We start from the raw sequence: 19,180 nt of genomic DNA, 5'->3' as shown, positions 1-19,180 counted from the left end.
CTCATTACGACAAAATGGGGAATTTTCAACTGCGACCGATGGCCAGCTCTGAAGACCGCTAGCAGGACATAGGAAAACGGCCGGCGTAGCTGGTGTACCAACTATGCCGACCGTCCTCAGCGACCTGCCTGATTGAAGGGTTAGGCCTGTGGCTGCAGCGTCCTGGTGCGGCTTGCCAGCAGCAGGCCGGCATAAATGGCGGCGGCCAGCAGTGGTGTGAGCAGCGTTCCCGCGGTTGATCCCCAAGCGAATCCGGACTGGATCAGGCCGATGCCGATGGCTGCCGAAACACACCATGCGGTGACGCCTGCGGTGTTCATCTTCGGGAACGAGCTGTCGGGCAGGTGGCCAGATTCAGCGGGTCTGCCGGAGCGCCGGTGCAGCGCAATGTGCGTCAGGGCGATCGCGACCCACCCGGTAACCAGTGCACCCTGCCAGGACAGAGCCACCAGGAGGTACTGGACCACGGGCAGCAGCATCAGCAGGAAGATGATGACCGCGCCGAGGAGATTCCAGACGATCGCTGGCAGCTTCACATTGAAGGCGCGCTCGCCGAACTCCCGCAGGTTTGAGATGCCCAGGGCATAGTTCGCGGTGTTGATTCGCGTTTGCGAAACAAAGACCACCAGCAGGCCGAACAAGCCCATGAGGGAGACCAGGCCGCCGGCTACACCGGTTTCGGTGGCTTCCAATCCCGGAATGGTGAAGGTCAGGAAGATCCCGATCAGTGCGTTAGCGCCGAAGGCCAGCGCGTAGAACAGCCAGCCGAAGGTGTACGTCTTGTGGAACTTCTCGTCCTGCGGTTTGCCCAGCGCGGCGAAGTCCATGGTGTACATCATCAGGATCCAGACACCCATGAAGGCGGCGAAGGTGCCGAGCCAGCCCGGTCCACCGTCGGCGAAACCGAGTGCAGGCACCGAGTGGGTGAGCCAGTTGTCGGAGAAACCATGGGCGGTTCCGGCCCAGATGACTGCGGTAATGAGGCCGCCCCAGTAAACGGGCAGGAGCCAGCCGTTGATCTTGTCCAGCCAGCGGTGGATCCCACCCGCTACCAGGGGCAGGGTGTAGAGGACGACGACGGCGTACCAGAGCGCCATTGGTCCGCCGAATTGTGCCTGGAACGCGAATGCGAGGATTGCGCCTTCGAAGACGGCGTAGTAGATCGCCGTGGCGGCAAAGATGATCGTGGCCAGCAGTGCGCCCGTACGGCCGAGGAGGCTTCGGGAGAACTGTGCGACGGTCAGGCCGTTGCGCACTGCGTAGCCGGCCAGGACGCGATTGATGAGGCCGTAGCTGAGGATGGTCAGGCCCAAGCCGATCAAGGCGTCCCGGGTCCCGTAGGCCTGGGCAAGGGCGGCGCCGATGTAGACGAAGAACATTGCGCTGACCAGCCCGTACCAGGCCATGGTCAGTGAGCCGCGGCTCATGCGCATCGAATTGCTGGTTTCCTGAGGTAGTGCTTCGGTTGATGACACGGTTGTCTCCCGTAAGCGGGCATGGCGTCAGGAACAGACGTCCCTGACGCCATGCGGTGAGGATGGATTGTGGCCTTTCGGCCGGATGGTTAGTGCCAGTGGGCGGAGGAGCGCCGGCCCATCAGTTCGCGGTACTGCTCTGTTGTGGTGGGGTAAAGTTCGCCGGTTCCCCAGTCGAGAATGACACCGTAGCGTCGGATTACGTCGAGCATGTGCAGTTCGCCGCTCTGGTATTTTTCGGCGATATCGGCGGCGTCTTCGGTCAACCATCCAAAGCGGTGGCTGCGGATGTCGGTGCGGAGCTTATCGCTGGCTGCTTCATCGATCTCGAACTGGTCCAGTTCGGCGTCGATCTCATGGACGACGACGCCGTAGTCCGCCGCCGCGCGCTCGATGGAAACGTAGCCGTCGATGACATCCTCAAGGACCTCAGCATATGGCCGCTCCAGCGGGTCGCCGTAGCCGCCGCCACCAGCGGACGGCCGGGTGAACGAGTCGCCGGATTGGATAGGCACCGAGGAGAAATTGGAGCCGAGGAAACGTTCATCCGCCGTGCCCTTGTTGAGCCAGACGCCATGGGGAATGGAGGGCAGGCCGCCTTCGATACCCCAGGTGATGGAACGGGCGCGGTCGCAGCAGTAGCTCATCACGGTACTGGTGGCATCGGTGAGGATGCCGCCCTTCTCGATGCCGAGCCCGCCCCGGAAGCGTCCGGGCCCACCGGAATCCACGGCGATCTGGTGAGCGGTGGTGAGGACTGGGGAGAGGCGTTCCTGGCCTTCCACAGGTTGCACAGCCAGGCCCGGGCCGAACACGGGCGCGGTGGCGCTCGCGCCGTCCTTGCTGGCCCTGCCGCCCCAGCCGCCGGCCATCCAGTCGTACCACATGAAGTATGGGTCGTCGGAGGTGCGGTTGTCCCGTCCGCCAACCAGCAGATACTCGAGATTGAAGGCGCACGCCATGGCACGTTCGGGCATAATCCGGGACCACAGTTCGAAGATGCCGTTCATGAGTTTTTCATACGGGCCGGAACAGAAACCGGTGACGGCGTAGGGCCAACCGGCGTTGACCACTGTTCCCTCCGGCCCGATCTCCGCGTCCACGGCGGCGTAGAAGCCGGAATTGAGCGGTACATCCGGGAAGAAGGTTTTGGTTCCCGCATAGATGGCGGAGTGCGTAGTGCCGTAGCCGGAATTGAGGAACGTTTCCACCGCCGGGGCGGATCCGGTCAGATCGTAGTGGATGCCCTTGCCGTCGAGTGTCAGTTTGATGTGGATCGGCACGAGGCCTTCGCCCTTGCCCGGGTCGAAATCGATGTAGTCCACGGTTTCCCATTGGCCCTGCGGCAGGGTCTCGAGCCGCCGGCGGACAATCCGTTCCACGTAGTCCTGCGTCTCCTGCATGGCCGCCACCACCGTGTCTTTGGAGTACTTGTCCACCAGGCGCAGTACCTCGCGCTCGCAGACCGCGGTGGCTTCGGACTGGGCGTGGAGATCGCCCATGGCCTGCTGCGGCGCCCTGGTGTTGGAGACCAGCAGTTGGGCCACGTCGTGCAGGAAGGTGCCTTTACTCCAGATGCGGACCGGCGTGATGCGCAGCCCCTCGCCGAAATGTTCCTTCGCGTTGACGTCGAACGATCCGGGGACGTTTCCGCCGATGTCGGCCCAGTGGCCCTTGTTCTGGGCGAAGGCAATCACTTCGCCTTCCGAGAAGACCGGTCTGATGAAGCTAACGTCATTGAAGTGGGTGCCGCCGCGGTAAGGGTCGTTGATGGCGAAGACATCGCCCGGGTGGATATTCGTACCGAACTCTTCGAGGATGGCCTTGCACTGGAAATGCAGCGTCCCCACATGGACGGCGATGTCCCCGCTGCCCTGCATCACGGTGTTGCCGTTGGCATCGCAGAGCGCGGAGGAAAAGTCGCGCGAGTAGATGACAAAGGAGTAGCAGGTGCGCAGTATCTGCTCGCTCATCAGGTCCACACTGGTGGCGAAGGCGTTCTTGAGGACTTCGAAGGTGACGGGGTCCAGCCCTGAAGCCAGGCGGGCTGCGGAATGCGCGGAATGGGTGTCGGGTGCCAGTATCGTGTCAGTCATTACTTGGCCTCCTCGTTCTTGAATTCGGTCAGGTGGATGCGGATGTTCAGCCACTCATCGATCTCCGCGGTTGTCCGCGGCGGGACTACCGTGGTGGAGTCGAGTTGATCGATGATGGCGGGCCCGATGAACGTGGCGCCAGCGGGCAGGGAGGAACGGTCGAAGACGGGCGTCTGTACCCAGCCGTCCGAACCGAAGTAGACCGGGCGCACGGATTCCGGTTTGCCGGGATCGGCCAGGAGTTTTTTCTCCGGAGCAAACGAAGGCTTCGGGGTCTTGCCGATGGCCGACAGTTGCAGCTGGTAAATTTCCACAGGTTGGTTGTCCTGGCGGAAGGCGAACTCCCGTTCGTGCTCCTGGTGGAAAGTCTGGATGGCTTCCTTGAGGGCGCCATGGCCGGAGCCCATGGGAACGGCGAGCGAACGCCACTGGCCTTGGTAACGCATCGAGATGACCCGCTGCAGCACAGAGTCTTCCTCATCGACGCCTTCATGACGCAACCGTGCGGTGGCCTCGGTTTCGAGGTTCAGGAACTGTGCTTCTAGATCCTCTGGGTCGGCTTCGGAAGCCAGCGCCGTATACATAGCGGACAGGTCGTGGCGGATGTCTACCAGCAGGCAGCCCATGGCCGAGGTAACACCGGGGTTCGGAGGTACGACGACGGTGGGGATGTTCAGTTCGCGGGCCACCTCTGCCCCATGCAGGGCACCGGCTCCGCCGAAGGCAATGAGCGCAAAGTCTCTCGGATCGTAGCCGCGGCGGATGGAAATGAGACGGACCGCGTCGGCCATGTTGGCATTGGCGACCTGCAGAATTGCGTGCGCAGCCTCTTCATGACTCATACCGAGCGGACCGGCGATGACGCGGTTGACGGCGTCCTGGGCGAGGCCGCGGTCCAGGTTCTTGGCGCCGCCGGCCAAGGTTGTGCCTAGGCGGTTCAGCACCACGTTCGCATCGCAGTTGGTCGGCTGGTCGCCACCGGTGTTGTAGCAGGCGGGCCCCGGATCGGCGCCGGCCGACTGCGGTCCGTTCCGGAGGGAACCTGCGATGTCAATGTGAGCCAGGGAGCCGCCGCCGGCTCCGATGGTCAGCACTTCGATGCTGGGGAAGACGATGGGATGGCCGTATTCGACCTGCCATTCCTTGGTAATGCGCAGCTCGCCACCGGATACCAGCGCAATGTCCGTCGACGTACCGCCCATGTCGAGGCCGACGGCATTCTCGTAACCGCACTGCTGTGCAACGTGCTTGGCCGCAATGGCCCCTGCGGCGATACCTGAAGCGGCGAGCCGTACCGGATAGCGCTTCACCATCCGCGGCGTCATCGATCCGCCACCGGAGTGCAGCAGTAGCAGGTCTCCCGTGTAGCCGCCGCCCTTGAGCTCATCCGCCAACCGGTTGACATAGCCGGAAACCAGCGGGGCGAGCACCGCATTGGAGACGGCGGTATTGAAGCGGTCGTGCTCGAAAATCTCCGGCAGGATCTCGGCTGACGTTGAGACCGTTGCGTCGGGGAGTTCCTCCTCCAGGATTTTCCGCATGCGCACTTCGTTCTCGGCGTTGGCATACGAGTTGATGAAGCAGACTGCAATGGTAGTGACGCCACGCTTGCGCAGCAGGGCGGCAAGGCGGCGGGCATCGTCTTCATCCAGAGGCGTGACGATGTTGCCGGCATAATCCACCCGCTCGGTGACCTCGAAGCGGTCCCGCCGGCGGATATAGGGGCCGGTAACGTCGTTGTAGGCGTCCCACAGGTCGTCCTTGGTGCCGTCGCGGATTTCAATCACGTCGCGGAAACCCCGCGTAGTAACCATGGCAGCTGTCGGGAAGTTGCGCGTAATGAGCGCATTCGTGGCAACGGTGGTCCCGTGCGAGAAGAGCGAGACGTCTGCCAGATTGATCTCGGCACGTTTGACGCCGTTCATGACGGCCAGCATCGGATCCGCAGGCGTGGAAGGGACCTTCGTGACCCGCATGCGTTGTGTTTCTTCGTCGAAGATGCAGACGTCGGTGAACGTCCCACCAACGTCGACGGCGACTCGGACATTAGCCATCTTGTGATTCCTCCAAGGAAGTGGTTTTGCGTAGCCACTACGATCCAGTGTGACCCAGCTCTCTGTCACTAGAGGAATTGAAATACCATTGAAAGCACGATTGTAGTTTTTACAATGACCGCGCCAGCGCCTTTTATCCGGCACCAACGGCAAACTTTCAAGGAAGCATTCGATGGACGCAAGGCCTGCACTTTCACTCTCCGATGTCGTCGCGGAGGACGATTTGGGGTTGCATGCGGTTGTGCCGGGGGACCCGAACGCCGTCGTTATTGGGGCACATACCAGCGAGATCCACGACCCGGCGAAATGGCTTGAACCCGAAACCGTCATGCTGACCACGGGACTGCGCTTCGTCGGAGCCGAGAGCGATTCAGGGCTGGCCGATAAGCTGGTTGCGGAATTGAAGACGGCCAAGGTAGTGGCGCTGTTTTTCGGGGTGGGAGTGTACTTCCAGGACGTTCCCCGCACGCTCACCGCTGCGTGTAAACGAGCGAATTTCCCGCTATACACGGTTGCGGCGGAAGTGCCCTTCCACCACATCGAGAATTTCATCAACCAGTCCAAACTTTCGCCGGACTCCTATGTCCTCAAGCGTGCCATGCGGCTGACGAATGACCTGCTGCAAAGTGTCTCCGCCGAGAACCCTGTCCAGGCGCTGATCGCCAGGCTCGGTTCGGTCTGCCGCGGAACCGCGGTGTTGTATGAGGACTCCGGCCGGATTGTTGAATCAACGGGCGAAGGCCCGTCTCATCTGATCTGGAACGAACTGCGGGATCGAAAGCAGGTGTCGGACCGGATGTCCATTGGCCGCTGGGAGGTCATGGCCCGCCCGCTGGTGCTGCGTGGTAACGGCTACTGGCTCGCGGTCGCGAGCAGGAACACCGGCGTGATCGAAGAACTGGGCGAGATGCTGCTGGAGACAACCCAGCGCCTGCTCGGCGCGATCAACGGCATCAGCCAGTTCTCCGTTTCGAAGGAACGCCATGAAAACGCCCAGTTGCTCAGTATGCTGCAGGACGGCATTCCGGTGGCAAGGGAATACCGGCACTGGGAACGGATGCGCCCGTTTCGTTTTGTGCCCTATGAGCGGGTTCGTGCCGTCGCGGCAGCAAATCTGGAGCAGGAGCCGATTCCCGCTCCGCTGGTGGAAAGACTCCTGCAAAGGGCTTCGGTCAGCGGCTTGGGTCTGCTGCTGGCGGAAAACGGTCGGACGCCGGAGAGCCCGCCGGGATTCCACGCATTGGTTTCTGACACCGCAGCTCTCGAGGCTTGGCTGGGTTTGGCGGAGGATGTGTTCATCGGGCTTTCCGAGCCCTTTTCGGATCTCGCCACCACACCGGACGCCTTCCGGGAGGCCGAAACGGCCGCCGGAATCGCTGGCCGGAGGGCGAGAGCGGCCGGGGCGAACGGATCCGGCGGCCGGTGGATCGTACGGTTGGACGAGGTGGACCCAGTGACGTGGTTGCTGGCCAGACGGCAGTCTCCGCAGGACTCGGACAAGCTGGGTAAGTTCGCCCAGGGGCTTGACCGGGACAAGGAGCTTAGGCAGACGGTCCTGTGGTACCTGGCCCGGAACCTGGACATAGCGCAGGTTGCCAATGTGCTCTTTGTCCACCCGAACACCGTCCGGTACCGGTTGAAAAAAGCCGAGAACCTTGTTGGAGGTCCGCTCTTCAGCTCGCGGGTCATCGCGAATCTTTACTTGGTCTATCACGAGGACATCCTCGCGCTGGAAGAGACCGACCTGGTGTGAGGGAGGCGCTGGGCGTTCGAAAAGCGCCCGCGGTGTAGCTTGGGGGATAGCCAATGACAGTTTCCGAGGGGAGCCCTGACCATGACCGATCTTTATCTGTCCGGAGATCCGGTTGCTGATGATCTGCTGAACGCGAATCCGTTCGCCCTGCTGACAGGAATGCTGCTCGATCAACAGATCCCGATGGAAGTAGCCTTCAGCGGTCCGGCAAAAATGGCCGACCGTCTCGGCGGGTTGGATGCGCAGCAGGTCGCACAGCTGGATCCTGAAGAGTTCCTCGAAGTATTCCGGCAGAAGCCCGCGGTCCACCGCTTCCCTAAGTCCATGGCCGGCCGGGTGCAGGATCTCGCGCGGACAATCGTTGAGGATTACGACGGCGACGCGTCGGGCATCTGGACGGCCGGAAATCCGAGTGGCGCTGAGGTGCTTGCGCGGCTGAAGGCGCTGCCCGGATTCGGCGAGCAGAAGGCGAAGATCTTCCTAGCGTTGCTGGGCAAGCAGTTTGGGCTGGAGGCCTCCGGCTGGCAGGAGGCAGCAGGGGACTACGGGCGCAGCGATGTCGCGATGTCGATCGCCGACGTCACAGGCCCGGAGTCTCTTGTCGCAGTGCGCGAATACAAGCAGCAGCAGAAGGCCAAGAACAAGTAGCGGTAACCGGATGAAGCGGCGGAGCTGATGGCCCGTCTGGTCCGCGCAGTCGTCAGTTCAAATTTTCGCCGAGCAGGCCGTACTTCATGATCACGTTGCCCTTGCTGGTGATTTGGGAGTCCTGCAGAAACAGGCGCGTTGTCGGATCTTCTGGTTCGAATAGGTGCTTGCCCTTGCCGGCGATGACCGGATGCTGCATCAGCGTCAGTGAGTCGAGCAGCCCGGCGAAAAGCAGTTGGCGCACAACAGAGATGCTGCCGCAAACGGCTATATCGTCGCCGTCGCCCTTCTTGAGCTCCCGCACGAAGTCTTCCAGTCCGCCGTCGATTAGCCGGGCGTTCTGCCACTCGAGATTTCCGCTGAGCGTCCGGGAGGCAACAAACTTCTCGATCGGGTTGATGAAGTCGCCGAACGGGTCCGTGGCAGTGGGCCAGTAGTCGGCCCACTGCTCGTAGGTCGTCCGGCCCAGAATCACTGTGGAAGTGCTGTTGATGAAGTCGCCCAGGCCCGCGCCGAGTTCGTCATCGAAACTGTCGAACTGCCACTGGTCCGGGGATTCGACGACGCCGTCGACGGAATGGAAGAGGCCTGAGGTTACTTTCCGCATGAGTGTTCTCGTTTCTGCTGCTGGCTGCTTGGAGCGGACCGTTTGTAGAACTGGCTGGTCGCAGGCTAGCGGAGGCGGATGGGAAGGACAATAGGCCGGGCCGCACGCAGCGGTGGCACGGAATCAGGCATTTCAGTAAGTCCCCTTAGGATCTGGGCTAGCCTTAGGGCATGACGCGGCCAAATGTTTCCCCTGGAACCGTTACTGTCTTCACCGATGTCATGTGCGGCTGGTCCACGCTGGCGCTGCACCGCTTCTATGAAGCGCGCGACGCAGCCGGATTGACCAGGCGCCTGCATGTTGACCTGCAGTTGTTCCTGCTCGAGGACCTCAACCGCACTGCCCTCAAGACCTCGATGATCGAGCCGGAGAAGCCTGCCATCAATGCGCTGGAGCCGGCGCTGGGGTTCAAAGAGTGGCAGCGCGATCCCTCCGGGTGGCCCGTGACCAGCCTGCCGGCCAACGAAGCGGTCCACGGTGCCAAAGAACAATCGCTCGCGGCGGCCGAGGAACTCGACATGGCGCTGCGGTTGGCGTTTTGGCGGGACAGCCGCTGCATCAGCATGCGCCACGAAATTCTCGACGTCGCAACGGCGTGCAGGGAAGTCGACGTCGACAGGCTGCGCGATGCTTTCGACACTGGCCGGGCACGAGGGGCCATGATGCGGTCTTACTTTGCCCACCGCGACGAGGTCCAGGGCAGTCCGCACTTCTTCCTCGCCGACGGTACGGATGTGGCGAATCCTGGGATGGAGCTGCACCAGGAAGACCAGGACGGCGCCGAAGTTCCCGTGGTCGATGACGACGAGCCGGGTGTTTACGACGGGCTGGTCCGGCACGCGGCGATTGCCGCCGGCGTCGGATAGCCGCACCGCCGATCGCTCGCATAACGGATTGAAAACGGCCCGCGGGGTTGTGGGGCGGTGCTGAGCTTGGCAGAGTGGTAAGTGTGCTGATGGATTGGCGCAGACAGCCTCACAGCAGGACAATCAGGAAAGCGGGTACACATGCAGATCGACAAGCAGCAGATCCTCGACCTCCTCCGGTCTACGGGCGACACAGGTAAGGCCGAGCAGGCGCAGAAGGACCTGCCTGACCAGGTAGACACCGAACGCGATTCCGGACTGCTCTCGAACCTCGGGATCGATGTTAATGCCCTCTTGAGCAAACTCCCCGGCGGGCTGGGCGAAAAGCTCGGCGGCTTCGGAGACAAGCTCGGCGGCTTCGGCCGCTGACCAAACAGCCACCATCTAAATAAGCTCCGGCCCGGCACACCGCACGATAGTTGGGGGTGTCGGGCCGGCTCCTTCCCAAATTGCCAAAGCCTGAGGAGTTGCCATGCTGATCCTGTTCGGCTTCAGCCGGAGGCCGCGCGTGTTGGCCACCCGGCCGGGCACGTGCCCGTTCTGCGGCGTGCACGGGCCGCAGCGCCTCATCGAGGAAGCCGGTAAGTTCTCCATCTTCTTCGTCCCCATTTTCACCACCAGCCGTCGCTATTACTCGGAATGCCTCAACTGCGGGCGCCAGAACGAGATCTCCCGGCAGCAAAAGGACGCACTCCTGCATGGGTAGCAGCGTTATTTCGCGGTGCCGGTACCCATCACAAGCGGGTTGAGCGGCTGCCATTTCGGCCCGATGAAGAACTCTTCGTCCAGCTTCACGGTAAAGCCGGCGGCAGCCATGGCTCCAACGGTGTCGCGGTTGGGATTGCAGCCCTGCGCGACGAAGCGCCAGACCGGGCGGACCAGATCCTGGACCTTGGCATGGGCGCCGAACCCGCGGACATGTTCGAGGAACAGCAGTTTCCCGCCGGGCTTGAGCACTCGCCGTGCCTCGGCCAGGGCGGATGCCTGGTCCGGCACCGTGCAGAGCACCAGCGTGTAGACGACGGCATCAACGCTGGAATCCGCGACCGGCAGCTGGCCCGCTCCGCCGTCGTCGATCGTCACGTCAGCCCTCGCGGTGCCGAGCTTTGCTTCCAACCGCTTGCGCATGTCCGCGTCCGGTTCCACCGCAACAACAGTGCACGACGGCGGGAAATACGGCAGGTTCGCGCCGGTTCCAGCACCGACGTCGATCACCCTGCCCTGCAGGCCGGACAGCAGTGCCGCCCGGCGCTGACCGAGGACCTGGGTCTCGGCGAAGCGCGTCGCGGAGTCGTAGCGTGCGGCAAAGAACGCGCTTTTCAATCCCAAGGTGTACCTGCCTCCCGTGCGGCATCCGCCTTGCGCCCGGCAGCCGTGCGCCGCTCAGTAGTCATCGTCGCGAACATCTTCGTCCCGGTCCGCATCATTTTCGGCTTCATCGTCCTGCGCCCCTGCCGGAGCGGGACCGAGCGCGGCGAGGACTTCCTTAGCCACGGCCTCGCTGGACTGCGGGTTCTGCCCGCTAATGAGGTTGCCGTCGAGGACCACGTTGCTGGCCCACGCGGGACCCGCCTGGACAATCGCGCCGTTGGCCCGCAGCGTCGATTCCACCAGCCAGGGTGTGTTGTCGCCGGTGCCGCCGCCGAGTTCCTCCTCGTCCGTGAAAACGGTCAGACGCCTGCCCGCAAAGGCGAATTCGCCGTCGTCGTTCCTCGCGCTGAGCAGTCCGGCCGGGCCGTGGCAGAACGGGGCGATGATGATTTCCTCGCGGTCAGCCTCGGCCAGCAGCCGGCCAAGGTCCGAGTCCGTGGCGAGGTCGGCCATGGGGCCGTGGCCGCCGGGCAGCACAATCGCGTTGAAGTAGGAGGCCTCGACCTCGGCGAGCACAAAGGGGTGCGAAAGCTCGGCGTCGATCTCCGCCAGGTAGGCGGTGAAGTCCTCGGCCTTCTGCTGGCTGCCGGCCGACTCCGCGGTAAGGCTGACGGCGTCCACTGTGGGCTTCCTGCCGCCGGGCGTCGCGATGTTGACGGTGTGGCCGGCCTCGCTCAGCAGGCGGTGGGAGACCACCAATTCCTCGGCCCAGTAGCCGGTGGGGTGCTCGGTGCCGTCCTTCATCGTGAGCGAGTCTGCGGCCGAAACGACCATGAGGATCCGTGCCATGCTAATGCTCCTTGCGCCGGGATGGATATCTCCACCGTGCCACAGCGGCGGCGCCGGCAACAGGTGCTGAACCGGCACTCTTGTTTTCCCAAACGTTCCGGTGGAAGTATTCGTTCATGACTACGTCCCTGACAATCGGTTACGCTGCGATGCTCGAGCAGTTCCACCCCCGCGAGGCAGTTGAGCTCTCCGAGTATGCCGAGCAGAAGGGCTTCTCCGGCGTGATGGCGGCGGACCACTTTCAGCCGTGGGTGCCTGCACAGGGTGAATCGGCCTTTGTCTGGAACGTGCTTTCCGCGCTGGGGGAGCGGACCAAGGGGGATATCGGCCCCGGCGTCACCTGCCCGACTTTCCGCTGGCATCCGGCGATGGTGGCGCAGGCCTCGGCGACGCTGGCCGCGATGTATCCCGGCCGGCACTGGCTGGGGCTGGGGTCGGGGGAGGCGCTGAACGAGCACATCACCGGGCAGTACTGGCCGGAGCCGCCGGAGCGCATCAACCGGATGTTCGAGGCGATCGAGATCATCAACAAGCTCTTCACCAACTCGCTGGCGGGCAAGGATATTCGGCACAACGGCGCCTATTACAGGATGGAGTCCACCCGGTTGTGGACCATGCCCGAGGTGCCGCCGGAAATCCTGGTGGCCACCGCGGGCCCGGTCACGGCCAAGCGCGCGGGCAAGCATGCCGGCGGCCTGATTACCGTGGGGGCGCCGCTGGATAAGGTGGCGATGCTCTTCGACCGGTTCGACTCCGGCGCGAAGGAAGCGGGCAAGGATCCGTCCCGTATGCCCAAGGTGCTCCAGTTGCATCTGAGCTGGGCGCCGACCTACGAGGAAGCGCTGTCCAACGCCATGACCGAGTGGCCCAACGGCGGCATGAAGTTCCCCAAGGGGGACATCCGGTCGCCGTTCGAACTGGAGCAGATGGCCAAGCTGGTCCGGCCGGAAGACTTCGAGGGCCGGCTGGTCATCTCCGAGGATCCGGACGTGCACCGCGCGTACATCCAGAAGTTCGCGGACCTGGGGTTCGACCGGATCTACCTGCATAACGTGGGCCGCAACCAGCGCGAGTGGATCGACGTGTTCGGCGAAAAAGTCCTCCCGGCGCTGGCCCGATGAGCCTGCGCGCGCTGTCCGTCTTCGCCGTCGAGGGCATCGGCGAAATCGCTGCCGGTGACGATCTGGCGGCCATCATCCAGGGCGCCGCCGGTGGGGAACTGCAGGACGGGGACATCCTTGCGGTCACCTCCAAAATCCTGTCCAAGGCCGAGGGGCGCATGCGACCGGCGGCGGACCGCGAGGAGGCGATTACGGCGGAAACGGTGCGGGTTGTCGCCACGCGCGCCCATTCGAACGGCGTGACCCGGATCGTGGAGAACCGGCTGGGCATAGTCTCCGCCGCGGCCGGGGTGGACGCCAGCAATACGCCCGAGGGGACCGTCCTCCTGCTGCCCGTTGATCCGGACGGTTCGGCGCACCGGCTCCGCGCCGAACTGCACCGGCGCTGCGGCGTGAACGTCGCCGTCGTCATCACGGATACCCTCGGCAGGCCCTGGCGGAACGGGCAGACGGACGTGGCGATCGGGGTTTCCGGGCTGGCCCCGCTGGCCGATCTGCGTGGTTCGGTGGACAGCGCCGGCCGCCGGTTGAGCGCCACGGTCACCGCCGTGGCGGACGAGATCGCTGCGGCGGCGGACCTGGTCAAAGGCAAGACCAGCGGCTGCCCGGTCGCCATCGTGCGCGGGTTGGGCAGCCTGGTTTCGGCTCCAAATAACGACGACGGCGGCGGCGCCTGCCTTGGCCACGAGGGTGCGGCCGCGTTGATCCGGCCCGCTGAACAGGACATGTTCCGGCTGGGCACCGCGGAAGCCATGGCGGCGGGCCGGCAGGAAGGCCTCGAAACCGGCCGCCGCGAGGGGTTCGACGCCGGCCGGCGGGAAGGCTACCGGCAGGGCTATGAAGCAGGACTGAAGGCCACCAGCGGCCTGCCCGTGAGCGGGTGTTCCAGCACCACGGCGTCCACCTCGTAGACCCGGCGGATCAGGTCCGGCGTCAGGACCTCGTTTGTGGGACCGGCCGCTGCAACTTTGCCCTCCTGCAGGACGATCACCTGGTCGCAGTAGGCGGCGGCGATGTTGATGTCGTGCAGCGCCGCCAGGACCGCCACTCCGTCGGCCGTCAGGTTCCGGACCAGCTCCATGGCGGCCAGCTGGGCGTTGATGTCCAAGTGGTTAGTCGGCTCATCGAGCAGCAGGACTTCCGGTTCCTGGGCGAGGGCTTTGGCCAGCTGGACCCGCTGGCGCTCGCCGCCGGACAAGGTGCCGTACTGACGTTGCGTGAAGCCGTCGAGGCCCACGGCGGTGAGGCTGCGCCGGGCAACGCCCAGATCCTCGTCGCTGGTTCCTGCCAGCAGGGAACGGTAAGGGAGCCGGCCCAGCAGCACTACATCCAGCACGGTCAGCGGCAGGTCCGTGTCTGCACTTTGCTCCACGAAGGCCAGTTGGCGGGCGCGCTCCTTGCGACGCAGGGCATGGAGGTTGGAACCGTTCAGCTGGACGGAACCGGTATGCGGCACGGCGACGGCGCCCAGCAGCTGCAGCAGGCTCGATTTTCCCGCGCCGTTGGGGCCCAGCAGCCCGGTCACGGCGCCTGCCGGGACGTGGCAGTCCATACCGTCGAGAATGAGCTTGCCGCCTGCCCGATAGCCAAGGCCCAGTCCTTGCAGCGAAACGCCGGGCGGCGCGGCGGGAGAAACAGGCGTGGCCGGGCAGCCGGAACGCCCGTTTGAGGTCAGGGGCTGGGCAGGGCTTGTTGTCGGATTCATGAGGTGTTCCTCCAGCGCCAGAGCATGATGATGAAGACCGGCGCTCCGAGCAAGGCGGTAATGATGCCGACCGGGATTTCGCGCGGATCGAACAGCGTCCTGGCCAAGGTGTCTGCCCAGACCATGAACAGGGCTCCGGCGAGGGCGGAGAGCGGAAGCAGCGCACGGTGCCGTGCGCCCGTCAGCAGCCGGACAGCGTGCGGCAGGATCAGGCCGACGAAGCCGATGGAACCGCTGACCGAGACCATCGCCCCGGTGAGCACGGCCGTTCCGCCCAGCAGGAGCCAGCGGATGGCGGTCACGTTAAGTCCGAGGGCCGCTGCTGCTGTGTCGCCGAACGCGAAGCCGTCAAGGATCCGGCCGGACAGCAGCACCGGCGTCCCCGCCATGGCGAAGGCGACGCCGGTGATCGCCACGGAGCTCCAGGTTGCGGCCGACAGCGAGCCCATCATCCAGCTGAGTACTTCGCGGTAGGAATCGCCCTGCGCGGAGAAGAAAATGATGAACGAGGCCAGCGCGGAAGCCAGCGCGGAGACCGCCAGCCCGGCCAGAACCGTGCGGGTGGGGGTGATGACGCCCAGTGCCGAAGCCAGCCCCAGGGTGAGGGCCATCGCGGCCATCGCCCCGGCGAACGCGGCCACCGGCAGCAGTACGGCGGCGCCCAGCAGGAGGACCGCGACGGCGCCCAGTGACGCGCCAGAACTCAGACCCAGCAGGTAGGGATCCGCCAGCGGATTACGGGTGAGTGCCTGCATGACCGCGCCGCTGACGGCCAGGCCGGCTCCGACCAGCGCAGCCGTGAGCAGCCGGGGCAGCCGCAGCTCCCAGACAATGCCGTCCTGAATGGCGGTCAGCTCGACGGCGACGCCGAAGTGCTCCGGACGGAGGCCCAGATGCCCGAGGACGGAGCCGAGTACCTGCAGCGGCGACAGACTGGCCGGGCCGATCGAGACAGCGACCAGCACCGAGGCGACGAGCGCGGCCAGCAGGACCACGCCCCACAACACCCCGGAGATCGGCCGCTGGCCGGACCGGGAACCGGCTGCGGTGGCGGGCGCCGTCGTCGTTATCTTGTGCCCGGGGTGCTCGCGCAGGCTCATGGCTAATCCAGTTCCGCCAGCTGGTCCACCAGGGACTGGACTGTTTCGACGCTGCGGACACCGGCTTCGGAAGCGGCGAAGGGGACCACGAGATACCGGCCTTCCTTGACCGCGTCCAGCTGCGAGATCACCGGATGCGCCTCCAACACGCCGATCTTTTTCTCGGTGCTGCCCCAGCTGGAATCCACCAGCACAATGACGTCCGGATTCCGCGCGGCGACAACTTCCCAGGACAACGGGGACCAGGCCTGGTCCACATCGGCGGCCACGTTCCGCAGGCCCGCCGCCGCCATCACCAGCTGGGGAGCTCCGCTGCCGCCGCCGACAAATGGCGTGTCGGAGCCGGAGCTGTACCAGAGCGCCGAGAGTCCCTTGCTGTGCGGCTCGATTGCGTCGAGTTGCTCCCGCTGTTCGGCGACGAGCTGGTCGGCCGCGGCGCCGGCGTCGAAAATCCGGCCCATCTCCCGGATGTCCGCGAAGATGTTCTCGAAGGTCAGCGGAGCCGGCCGGTAGCCCGGCTGCTGGCACGCCGCGGGCGAGACGTAGGTGTTGACGCCGAGCTTGCCCAGTGCCTCGCGCTCACCGGCGCCGTCCGCGGAGAAGTTGGATTCCCACCCGGCGTAGACAAAGTCCGGCTCCAGCGCCAGCACCGGTTCCTGGGCCGGCAGCTGGTCGGAGATCACGGGGATGTCCTGCTGCCACTGCTCCGGCACGCGGCCGTCGGCGAAGGCCGTGCCTACCATCCTGTCGCCCAGACCGAGGGCGAGCAGCAGCTCCGTGCTGGTGGACTTGATCGTGACGGCGCGCTCCGGCGGTGCCGTGAAGGTGACCTTGGTGCCGCAGTTATCCACCGTGAATGGAAAGCCCGACGGCGGAGCGGAGCCAACCGGGGCGGTGCCGGCCGGAATGGAGCCGGCGGGTGCGGGGCCGGCGCACCCGGTGAGCACCAGCGAAGCCGCGGCCAGGAGGGGCAAAACGGAGCGTAACGAGGCGGGATTGCGCATGGGACCTCGGTTCGTCAGCCAGGCGCAGTGGTGTTGCAGCCAGCGCTCCGGCGCGTTGTTCAAAGGAACCGGCGACAGCCGGTGACCGGCGGCCCAATTCCAGGCCGTGCGGGCCGGTCATACGCAACCGGTGGGTCCGAGACCGAGTATAGGCCCCATTTAAATTCCGTTGGAGGTTTCGGACTTCGGACCATGGTTTTCCAAGCACGGTGCGGCTATCGTTTCAGGCACGTGACGGACGTTAAGCCCAGTCTTTAAGGCATATCGGAGGCAGTCGATGACAACGGTTAGGGCAGCACTCACCCAGACCACCTGGACCGGGGACGAGGAGTCCATGGTCAGGAAACACGAAGACTTTGTGCGCAAGGCAGCGGCCGAGGGCGCCCAGGTGATCTGCTTCCAGGAACTGTTCCACGGGCCCTATTTCGGCATCGTCCAGGACAGCAACTACTACGACTTCGCACAGCCGGTGCCGGGTCCGTTGACGGAACGCTTCGCCAAGCTCGCCGCCGAGCACCACATGGTCATCATCCTTCCGGTCTATGAAGAGGAACAGCCGGGCATTTACTACAACACCGCCGCGGTGATCGACGCGGACGGGACGTATTTGGGCAAGTACCGCAAGAACCACCTGCCGCATGTGGACAAGTTCTGGGAGAAGTTCTATTTCCGGCCCGGAAACCTCGGCTGGCCGATCTTCGACACCGCGGTGGGCAAGGTCGGTTTGAACATCTGCTACGACCGGCACTTCCCGGAAAGCTGGCGGGCACTCGGCCTCAACGGTGCACACCTGGTCTTCAACCCGAACGCCTCCAAACCCGGCCTCTCCAACCGGTTGTGGGAGCTGGAACAGCCGACGGCCGCGGCCGCCAACGGCTACTACGTGGTGGTGCCGAACCGTGTGGGATCGGAAGCCAACGAGTTCGGCGACGAGGCGGTGAACTTCTACGGCACCTCCTACGTTGTGGACCCGCAGGGGAACTACGTGGGTGAGCTGGGCAGCGGCAGCGAGGAAGAACTGCTGATCCGCGACCTGGACATGGACCTGGTGCGCACCGCCCGCAACAGCTGGCAGTTCTACCGAGACCGCCGCCCTGACGCCTATGGGCCGATCGTCGCGCCGTAAGCCGCCCGGCCCCGAGAACTTGGCAGGAGAAACTCGATGTCTACAACCCTGATTACCGGCGGGACCGTGGTCAGCTCGACGGGCCGCAACGAAGCCGACGTGCTGATCGACGGCGAAAAGATCGCGGCCGTACTGGCCCCCGGTTCCACCCTGTTGGGCCATGACCTGAAGTCTTCGGTGGACACGGTGCTGGACGCCGCCGGCAAATACGTTGTCCCCGGCGGGATCGACGCGCACACCCACATGCAGATGCCCTTCGGCGGCACCGAAGCGAGCGATACTTTCGAAACCGGTACACGTGCTGCGGCCTGGGGAGGCACGACGACGATCGTGGACTTCGCCATCCAAAAGTACGGCGAACGGGTGATGGACGCGCTGAACGCCTGGCACGACAAGGCGTCCGGCCAATGCGCCATCGACTACGGCTTCCACCAGATCATCGGCGACGTGAACGACGATTCGCTCAAGGCCATGGAGGGCCTGATCGGCGAGGGCATCTCCAGCTACAAACTGTTTATGGCATACCCGGGAGTCTTCTACAGCGACGACGCGCAGATCTTCAAGGCGATGCGCGTCGGGGCGGACACCGGGTTGATGACCATGATGCACGCCGAGAACGGGCCGGCCATCGACGCCATGGTGGCCGAACTGCTGGCCCAGGGCAAAACCGATCCGTACTACCACGGGGTGGCCCGGGCGTGGCAGATGGAAGAGGAAGCCACCCACCGCGCCATCATGCTGGCCAATCTCACCGGCGCCCCGCTGTACGTAGTCCACGTCTCCGCCAAGCAGGCCGTGGCCCAGCTGGCGGCAGCCCGGAACAACGGCCAGAACGTCTTCGGCGAAACCTGCCCGCAGTACCTGTACCTCTCGCTGGAAGACCAGCTGGGGGCGCCGGGTTTCGAGGGGGCCAAATGGGTGTGCTCCACGCCCTTGCGGTCCAAGCTCGAGCATCACCAGGACCACATGTGGCAGGCGCTGCGCACCAACGATCTCCAGATGGTCTCCACGGATCACTGCCCGTTCTGCATGAAGGGGCAGAAGGACATGGGCGTGGGGGATTTCTCCAAGATTCCCAACGGCATCGGCGGCGTGGAGCACCGGATGAACCTGATCTACCAGGGCGTGGTGGACGGCAAGATCCCGCTGGAGCGCTGGGTGGAAATCACCAGCACCACCCCTGCACGGATGTTCGGGATGTACGGACGCAAAGGCGTCATCACCCCCGGTGCCGATGCCGACGTCGTTATTTACAACCCGGAAGGGCATACGTCCATCGGGTTGGAGAAGACCCACCACATGAACATGGACTATTCCGCGTGGGAAGGCTTCGAGATCGACGGCCACGTGGACACCGTCCTGTCCCGCGGCCGCGTCATCGTCGACGACAACCAGTACCTTGGCAGCAAGACGCACGGGCAGTACCTCAGGCGTGCTCCCAGCCAGTACCTGATCTAGGAGCGAG

Annotated in this window: 18 protein-coding genes; 9 read left to right on the top strand and 9 right to left on the bottom strand. The window is 64.4% G+C overall.

Annotated elements, in window-relative coordinates:
* Positions 1-140 precede the first annotated feature (140 nt).
* From AC5RWO_RS06810 to AC5RWO_RS06800, 3 genes are all read right to left on the bottom strand, one after another.
* The gene (locus AC5RWO_RS06810) at positions 141-1,475 is read right to left on the bottom strand and encodes a purine-cytosine permease family protein (RefSeq protein WP_498730392.1); all 1,335 of its coding nucleotides are present in this window, start codon (positions 1,473-1,475) and stop codon (positions 141-143) included.
* Positions 1,476-1,564: 89 nt separating this feature from the next.
* Positions 1,565-3,571, bottom strand: a complete 2,007-nt coding sequence (locus AC5RWO_RS06805; RefSeq protein ID WP_498730390.1) for a hydantoinase B/oxoprolinase family protein — start codon at positions 3,569-3,571, stop codon at positions 1,565-1,567.
* The gene (locus AC5RWO_RS06800; protein WP_498730388.1) at positions 3,571-5,625 is read right to left on the bottom strand and encodes a hydantoinase/oxoprolinase family protein; all 2,055 of its coding nucleotides are present in this window, start codon (positions 5,623-5,625) and stop codon (positions 3,571-3,573) included. Before AC5RWO_RS06800 ends, AC5RWO_RS06805 begins: the two co-directional genes overlap by 1 nt.
* A gap of 172 nt (positions 5,626-5,797) precedes the next feature.
* On the opposite strand from AC5RWO_RS06800, the gene AC5RWO_RS06795 reads away from it, so the two are divergent.
* On the top strand, positions 5,798-7,378 hold the full coding sequence (locus tag AC5RWO_RS06795) for a helix-turn-helix domain-containing protein (protein ID WP_498730387.1): 1,581 nt from the start codon (positions 5,798-5,800) through the stop codon (positions 7,376-7,378).
* A gap of 81 nt (positions 7,379-7,459) precedes the next feature.
* The gene (locus tag AC5RWO_RS06790) at positions 7,460-8,026 is read left to right on the top strand and encodes an HhH-GPD-type base excision DNA repair protein (RefSeq protein WP_498730385.1); all 567 of its coding nucleotides are present in this window, start codon (positions 7,460-7,462) and stop codon (positions 8,024-8,026) included.
* A 52-nt stretch (positions 8,027-8,078) separates the two neighbouring features.
* On the opposite strand, the gene AC5RWO_RS06785 is transcribed toward AC5RWO_RS06790, so the two are convergent.
* Positions 8,079-8,633 carry a dihydrofolate reductase family protein gene (locus AC5RWO_RS06785; protein WP_498730383.1) on the bottom strand — a complete coding sequence of 185 codons (555 nt, stop codon included), beginning with the start codon at positions 8,631-8,633 and terminating at the stop codon, positions 8,079-8,081.
* Positions 8,634-8,803: 170 nt separating this feature from the next.
* On the opposite strand from AC5RWO_RS06785, the gene AC5RWO_RS06780 reads away from it, so the two are divergent.
* The 3 genes from AC5RWO_RS06780 (at position 8,804) to AC5RWO_RS06770 (ending at position 10,205) form a co-directional block, all read left to right on the top strand.
* The gene (locus AC5RWO_RS06780; RefSeq protein ID WP_498730381.1) at positions 8,804-9,499 is read left to right on the top strand and encodes a DsbA family oxidoreductase; all 696 of its coding nucleotides are present in this window, start codon (positions 8,804-8,806) and stop codon (positions 9,497-9,499) included.
* Between the two features lie 141 nt (positions 9,500-9,640).
* A complete protein-coding gene (locus AC5RWO_RS06775) occupies positions 9,641-9,868 on the top strand; it encodes a hypothetical protein (RefSeq protein ID WP_498730380.1) in 228 nt (75 codons plus the stop codon).
* Positions 9,869-9,971: 103 nt separating this feature from the next.
* Positions 9,972-10,205 (top strand): zinc-ribbon domain-containing protein, encoded by a 234-nt coding sequence (locus tag AC5RWO_RS06770; protein WP_498730378.1) that lies wholly within the window; start codon positions 9,972-9,974, stop codon positions 10,203-10,205.
* Positions 10,206-10,210: 5 nt separating this feature from the next.
* Here the strand turns inward: AC5RWO_RS06770 and AC5RWO_RS06765 are convergent, their stop codons facing one another.
* The gene (locus tag AC5RWO_RS06765; RefSeq protein WP_498730377.1) at positions 10,211-10,828 is read right to left on the bottom strand and encodes a class I SAM-dependent methyltransferase; all 618 of its coding nucleotides are present in this window, start codon (positions 10,826-10,828) and stop codon (positions 10,211-10,213) included.
* A 54-nt stretch (positions 10,829-10,882) separates the two neighbouring features.
* Positions 10,883-11,659 (bottom strand): type 1 glutamine amidotransferase domain-containing protein, encoded by a 777-nt coding sequence (locus AC5RWO_RS06760; protein ID WP_498730375.1) that lies wholly within the window; start codon positions 11,657-11,659, stop codon positions 10,883-10,885.
* A 116-nt stretch (positions 11,660-11,775) separates the two neighbouring features.
* Here AC5RWO_RS06760 and AC5RWO_RS06755 point away from each other — a divergent pair, with 116 nt between their 5' ends.
* Positions 11,776-12,780 (top strand): TIGR03557 family F420-dependent LLM class oxidoreductase, encoded by a 1,005-nt coding sequence (locus tag AC5RWO_RS06755; protein WP_498730374.1) that lies wholly within the window; start codon positions 11,776-11,778, stop codon positions 12,778-12,780.
* Complete coding sequence (locus AC5RWO_RS06750; protein ID WP_498730372.1) at positions 12,777-13,691, top strand: coenzyme F420-0:L-glutamate ligase; 915 nt, start codon at positions 12,777-12,779, stop codon at positions 13,689-13,691. Before AC5RWO_RS06755 ends, AC5RWO_RS06750 begins: the two co-directional genes overlap by 4 nt.
* On the opposite strand, the gene AC5RWO_RS06745 is transcribed toward AC5RWO_RS06750, so the two are convergent.
* The 3 genes from AC5RWO_RS06745 to AC5RWO_RS06735 are packed head-to-tail and all read right to left on the bottom strand — an operon-like array spanning position 13,616 to position 16,589.
* On the bottom strand, positions 13,616-14,485 hold the full coding sequence (locus AC5RWO_RS06745) for an ABC transporter ATP-binding protein (RefSeq protein WP_498730371.1): 870 nt from the start codon (positions 14,483-14,485) through the stop codon (positions 13,616-13,618). The two genes, AC5RWO_RS06750 and AC5RWO_RS06745, sit on opposite strands and share 76 nt — an antisense overlap.
* Positions 14,482-15,585, bottom strand: coding sequence for a putative F420-0 ABC transporter permease subunit (locus AC5RWO_RS06740; protein ID WP_498730370.1), 1,104 nt, complete (start codon positions 15,583-15,585; stop codon positions 14,482-14,484). The genes AC5RWO_RS06745 and AC5RWO_RS06740 overlap by 4 nt, the downstream gene beginning before the upstream one ends.
* 2 nt (positions 15,586-15,587) lie before the next feature.
* A complete protein-coding gene (locus AC5RWO_RS06735; protein WP_498730369.1) occupies positions 15,588-16,589 on the bottom strand; it encodes a putative F420-0 ABC transporter substrate-binding protein in 1,002 nt (333 codons plus the stop codon).
* A 277-nt stretch (positions 16,590-16,866) separates the two neighbouring features.
* Between AC5RWO_RS06735 and AC5RWO_RS06730 the strand changes: the two genes are divergently transcribed.
* On the top strand, positions 16,867-17,715 hold the full coding sequence (locus AC5RWO_RS06730; protein WP_498730367.1) for a nitrilase-related carbon-nitrogen hydrolase: 849 nt from the start codon (positions 16,867-16,869) through the stop codon (positions 17,713-17,715).
* Positions 17,716-17,751: 36 nt separating this feature from the next.
* Positions 17,752-19,173 carry a dihydropyrimidinase gene (gene hydA / locus AC5RWO_RS06725; RefSeq protein ID WP_498730366.1) on the top strand — a complete coding sequence of 474 codons (1,422 nt, stop codon included), beginning with the start codon at positions 17,752-17,754 and terminating at the stop codon, positions 19,171-19,173.
* The last annotated feature ends 7 nt before the right edge of the window (positions 19,174-19,180 follow it).

The sequence above is a fragment of the Arthrobacter sp. B055-34 genome (genome assembly GCF_059090425.1).
This window is presented reverse-complemented; position numbering and strand designations above follow the sequence as displayed.

Excerpts from the sequence above, each read along its gene's own strand:
- AC5RWO_RS06780 (WP_498730381.1), top strand. The coding sequence starts at position 8,804 with ATGACGCGGCCAAATGTTTCCCCTGGAACCGTTACTGTCTTCACCGAT.
- AC5RWO_RS06805 (WP_498730390.1), bottom strand. The coding sequence starts at position 3,571 with ATGACTGACACGATACTGGCACCCGACACCCATTCCGCGCATTCCGCA.
- AC5RWO_RS06775 (WP_498730380.1), top strand. The coding sequence starts at position 9,641 with ATGCAGATCGACAAGCAGCAGATCCTCGACCTCCTCCGGTCTACGGGC.
- hydA (WP_498730366.1), top strand. The coding sequence starts at position 17,752 with ATGTCTACAACCCTGATTACCGGCGGGACCGTGGTCAGCTCGACGGGC.
- AC5RWO_RS06770 (WP_498730378.1), top strand. The coding sequence starts at position 9,972 with ATGCTGATCCTGTTCGGCTTCAGCCGGAGGCCGCGCGTGTTGGCCACC.
- AC5RWO_RS06750 (WP_498730372.1), top strand. The coding sequence starts at position 12,777 with ATGAGCCTGCGCGCGCTGTCCGTCTTCGCCGTCGAGGGCATCGGCGAA.
- AC5RWO_RS06745 (WP_498730371.1), bottom strand. The coding sequence starts at position 14,485 with ATGAATCCGACAACAAGCCCTGCCCAGCCCCTGACCTCAAACGGGCGT.
- AC5RWO_RS06790 (WP_498730385.1), top strand. The coding sequence starts at position 7,460 with ATGACCGATCTTTATCTGTCCGGAGATCCGGTTGCTGATGATCTGCTG.
- AC5RWO_RS06785 (WP_498730383.1), bottom strand. The coding sequence starts at position 8,633 with ATGCGGAAAGTAACCTCAGGCCTCTTCCATTCCGTCGACGGCGTCGTC.
- AC5RWO_RS06795 (WP_498730387.1), top strand. The coding sequence starts at position 5,798 with ATGGACGCAAGGCCTGCACTTTCACTCTCCGATGTCGTCGCGGAGGAC.
- AC5RWO_RS06735 (WP_498730369.1), bottom strand. The coding sequence starts at position 16,589 with ATGCGCAATCCCGCCTCGTTACGCTCCGTTTTGCCCCTCCTGGCCGCG.
- AC5RWO_RS06760 (WP_498730375.1), bottom strand. The coding sequence starts at position 11,659 with ATGGCACGGATCCTCATGGTCGTTTCGGCCGCAGACTCGCTCACGATG.
- AC5RWO_RS06730 (WP_498730367.1), top strand. The coding sequence starts at position 16,867 with ATGACAACGGTTAGGGCAGCACTCACCCAGACCACCTGGACCGGGGAC.
- AC5RWO_RS06740 (WP_498730370.1), bottom strand. The coding sequence starts at position 15,585 with ATGAGCCTGCGCGAGCACCCCGGGCACAAGATAACGACGACGGCGCCC.
- AC5RWO_RS06800 (WP_498730388.1), bottom strand. The coding sequence starts at position 5,625 with ATGGCTAATGTCCGAGTCGCCGTCGACGTTGGTGGGACGTTCACCGAC.
- AC5RWO_RS06755 (WP_498730374.1), top strand. The coding sequence starts at position 11,776 with ATGACTACGTCCCTGACAATCGGTTACGCTGCGATGCTCGAGCAGTTC.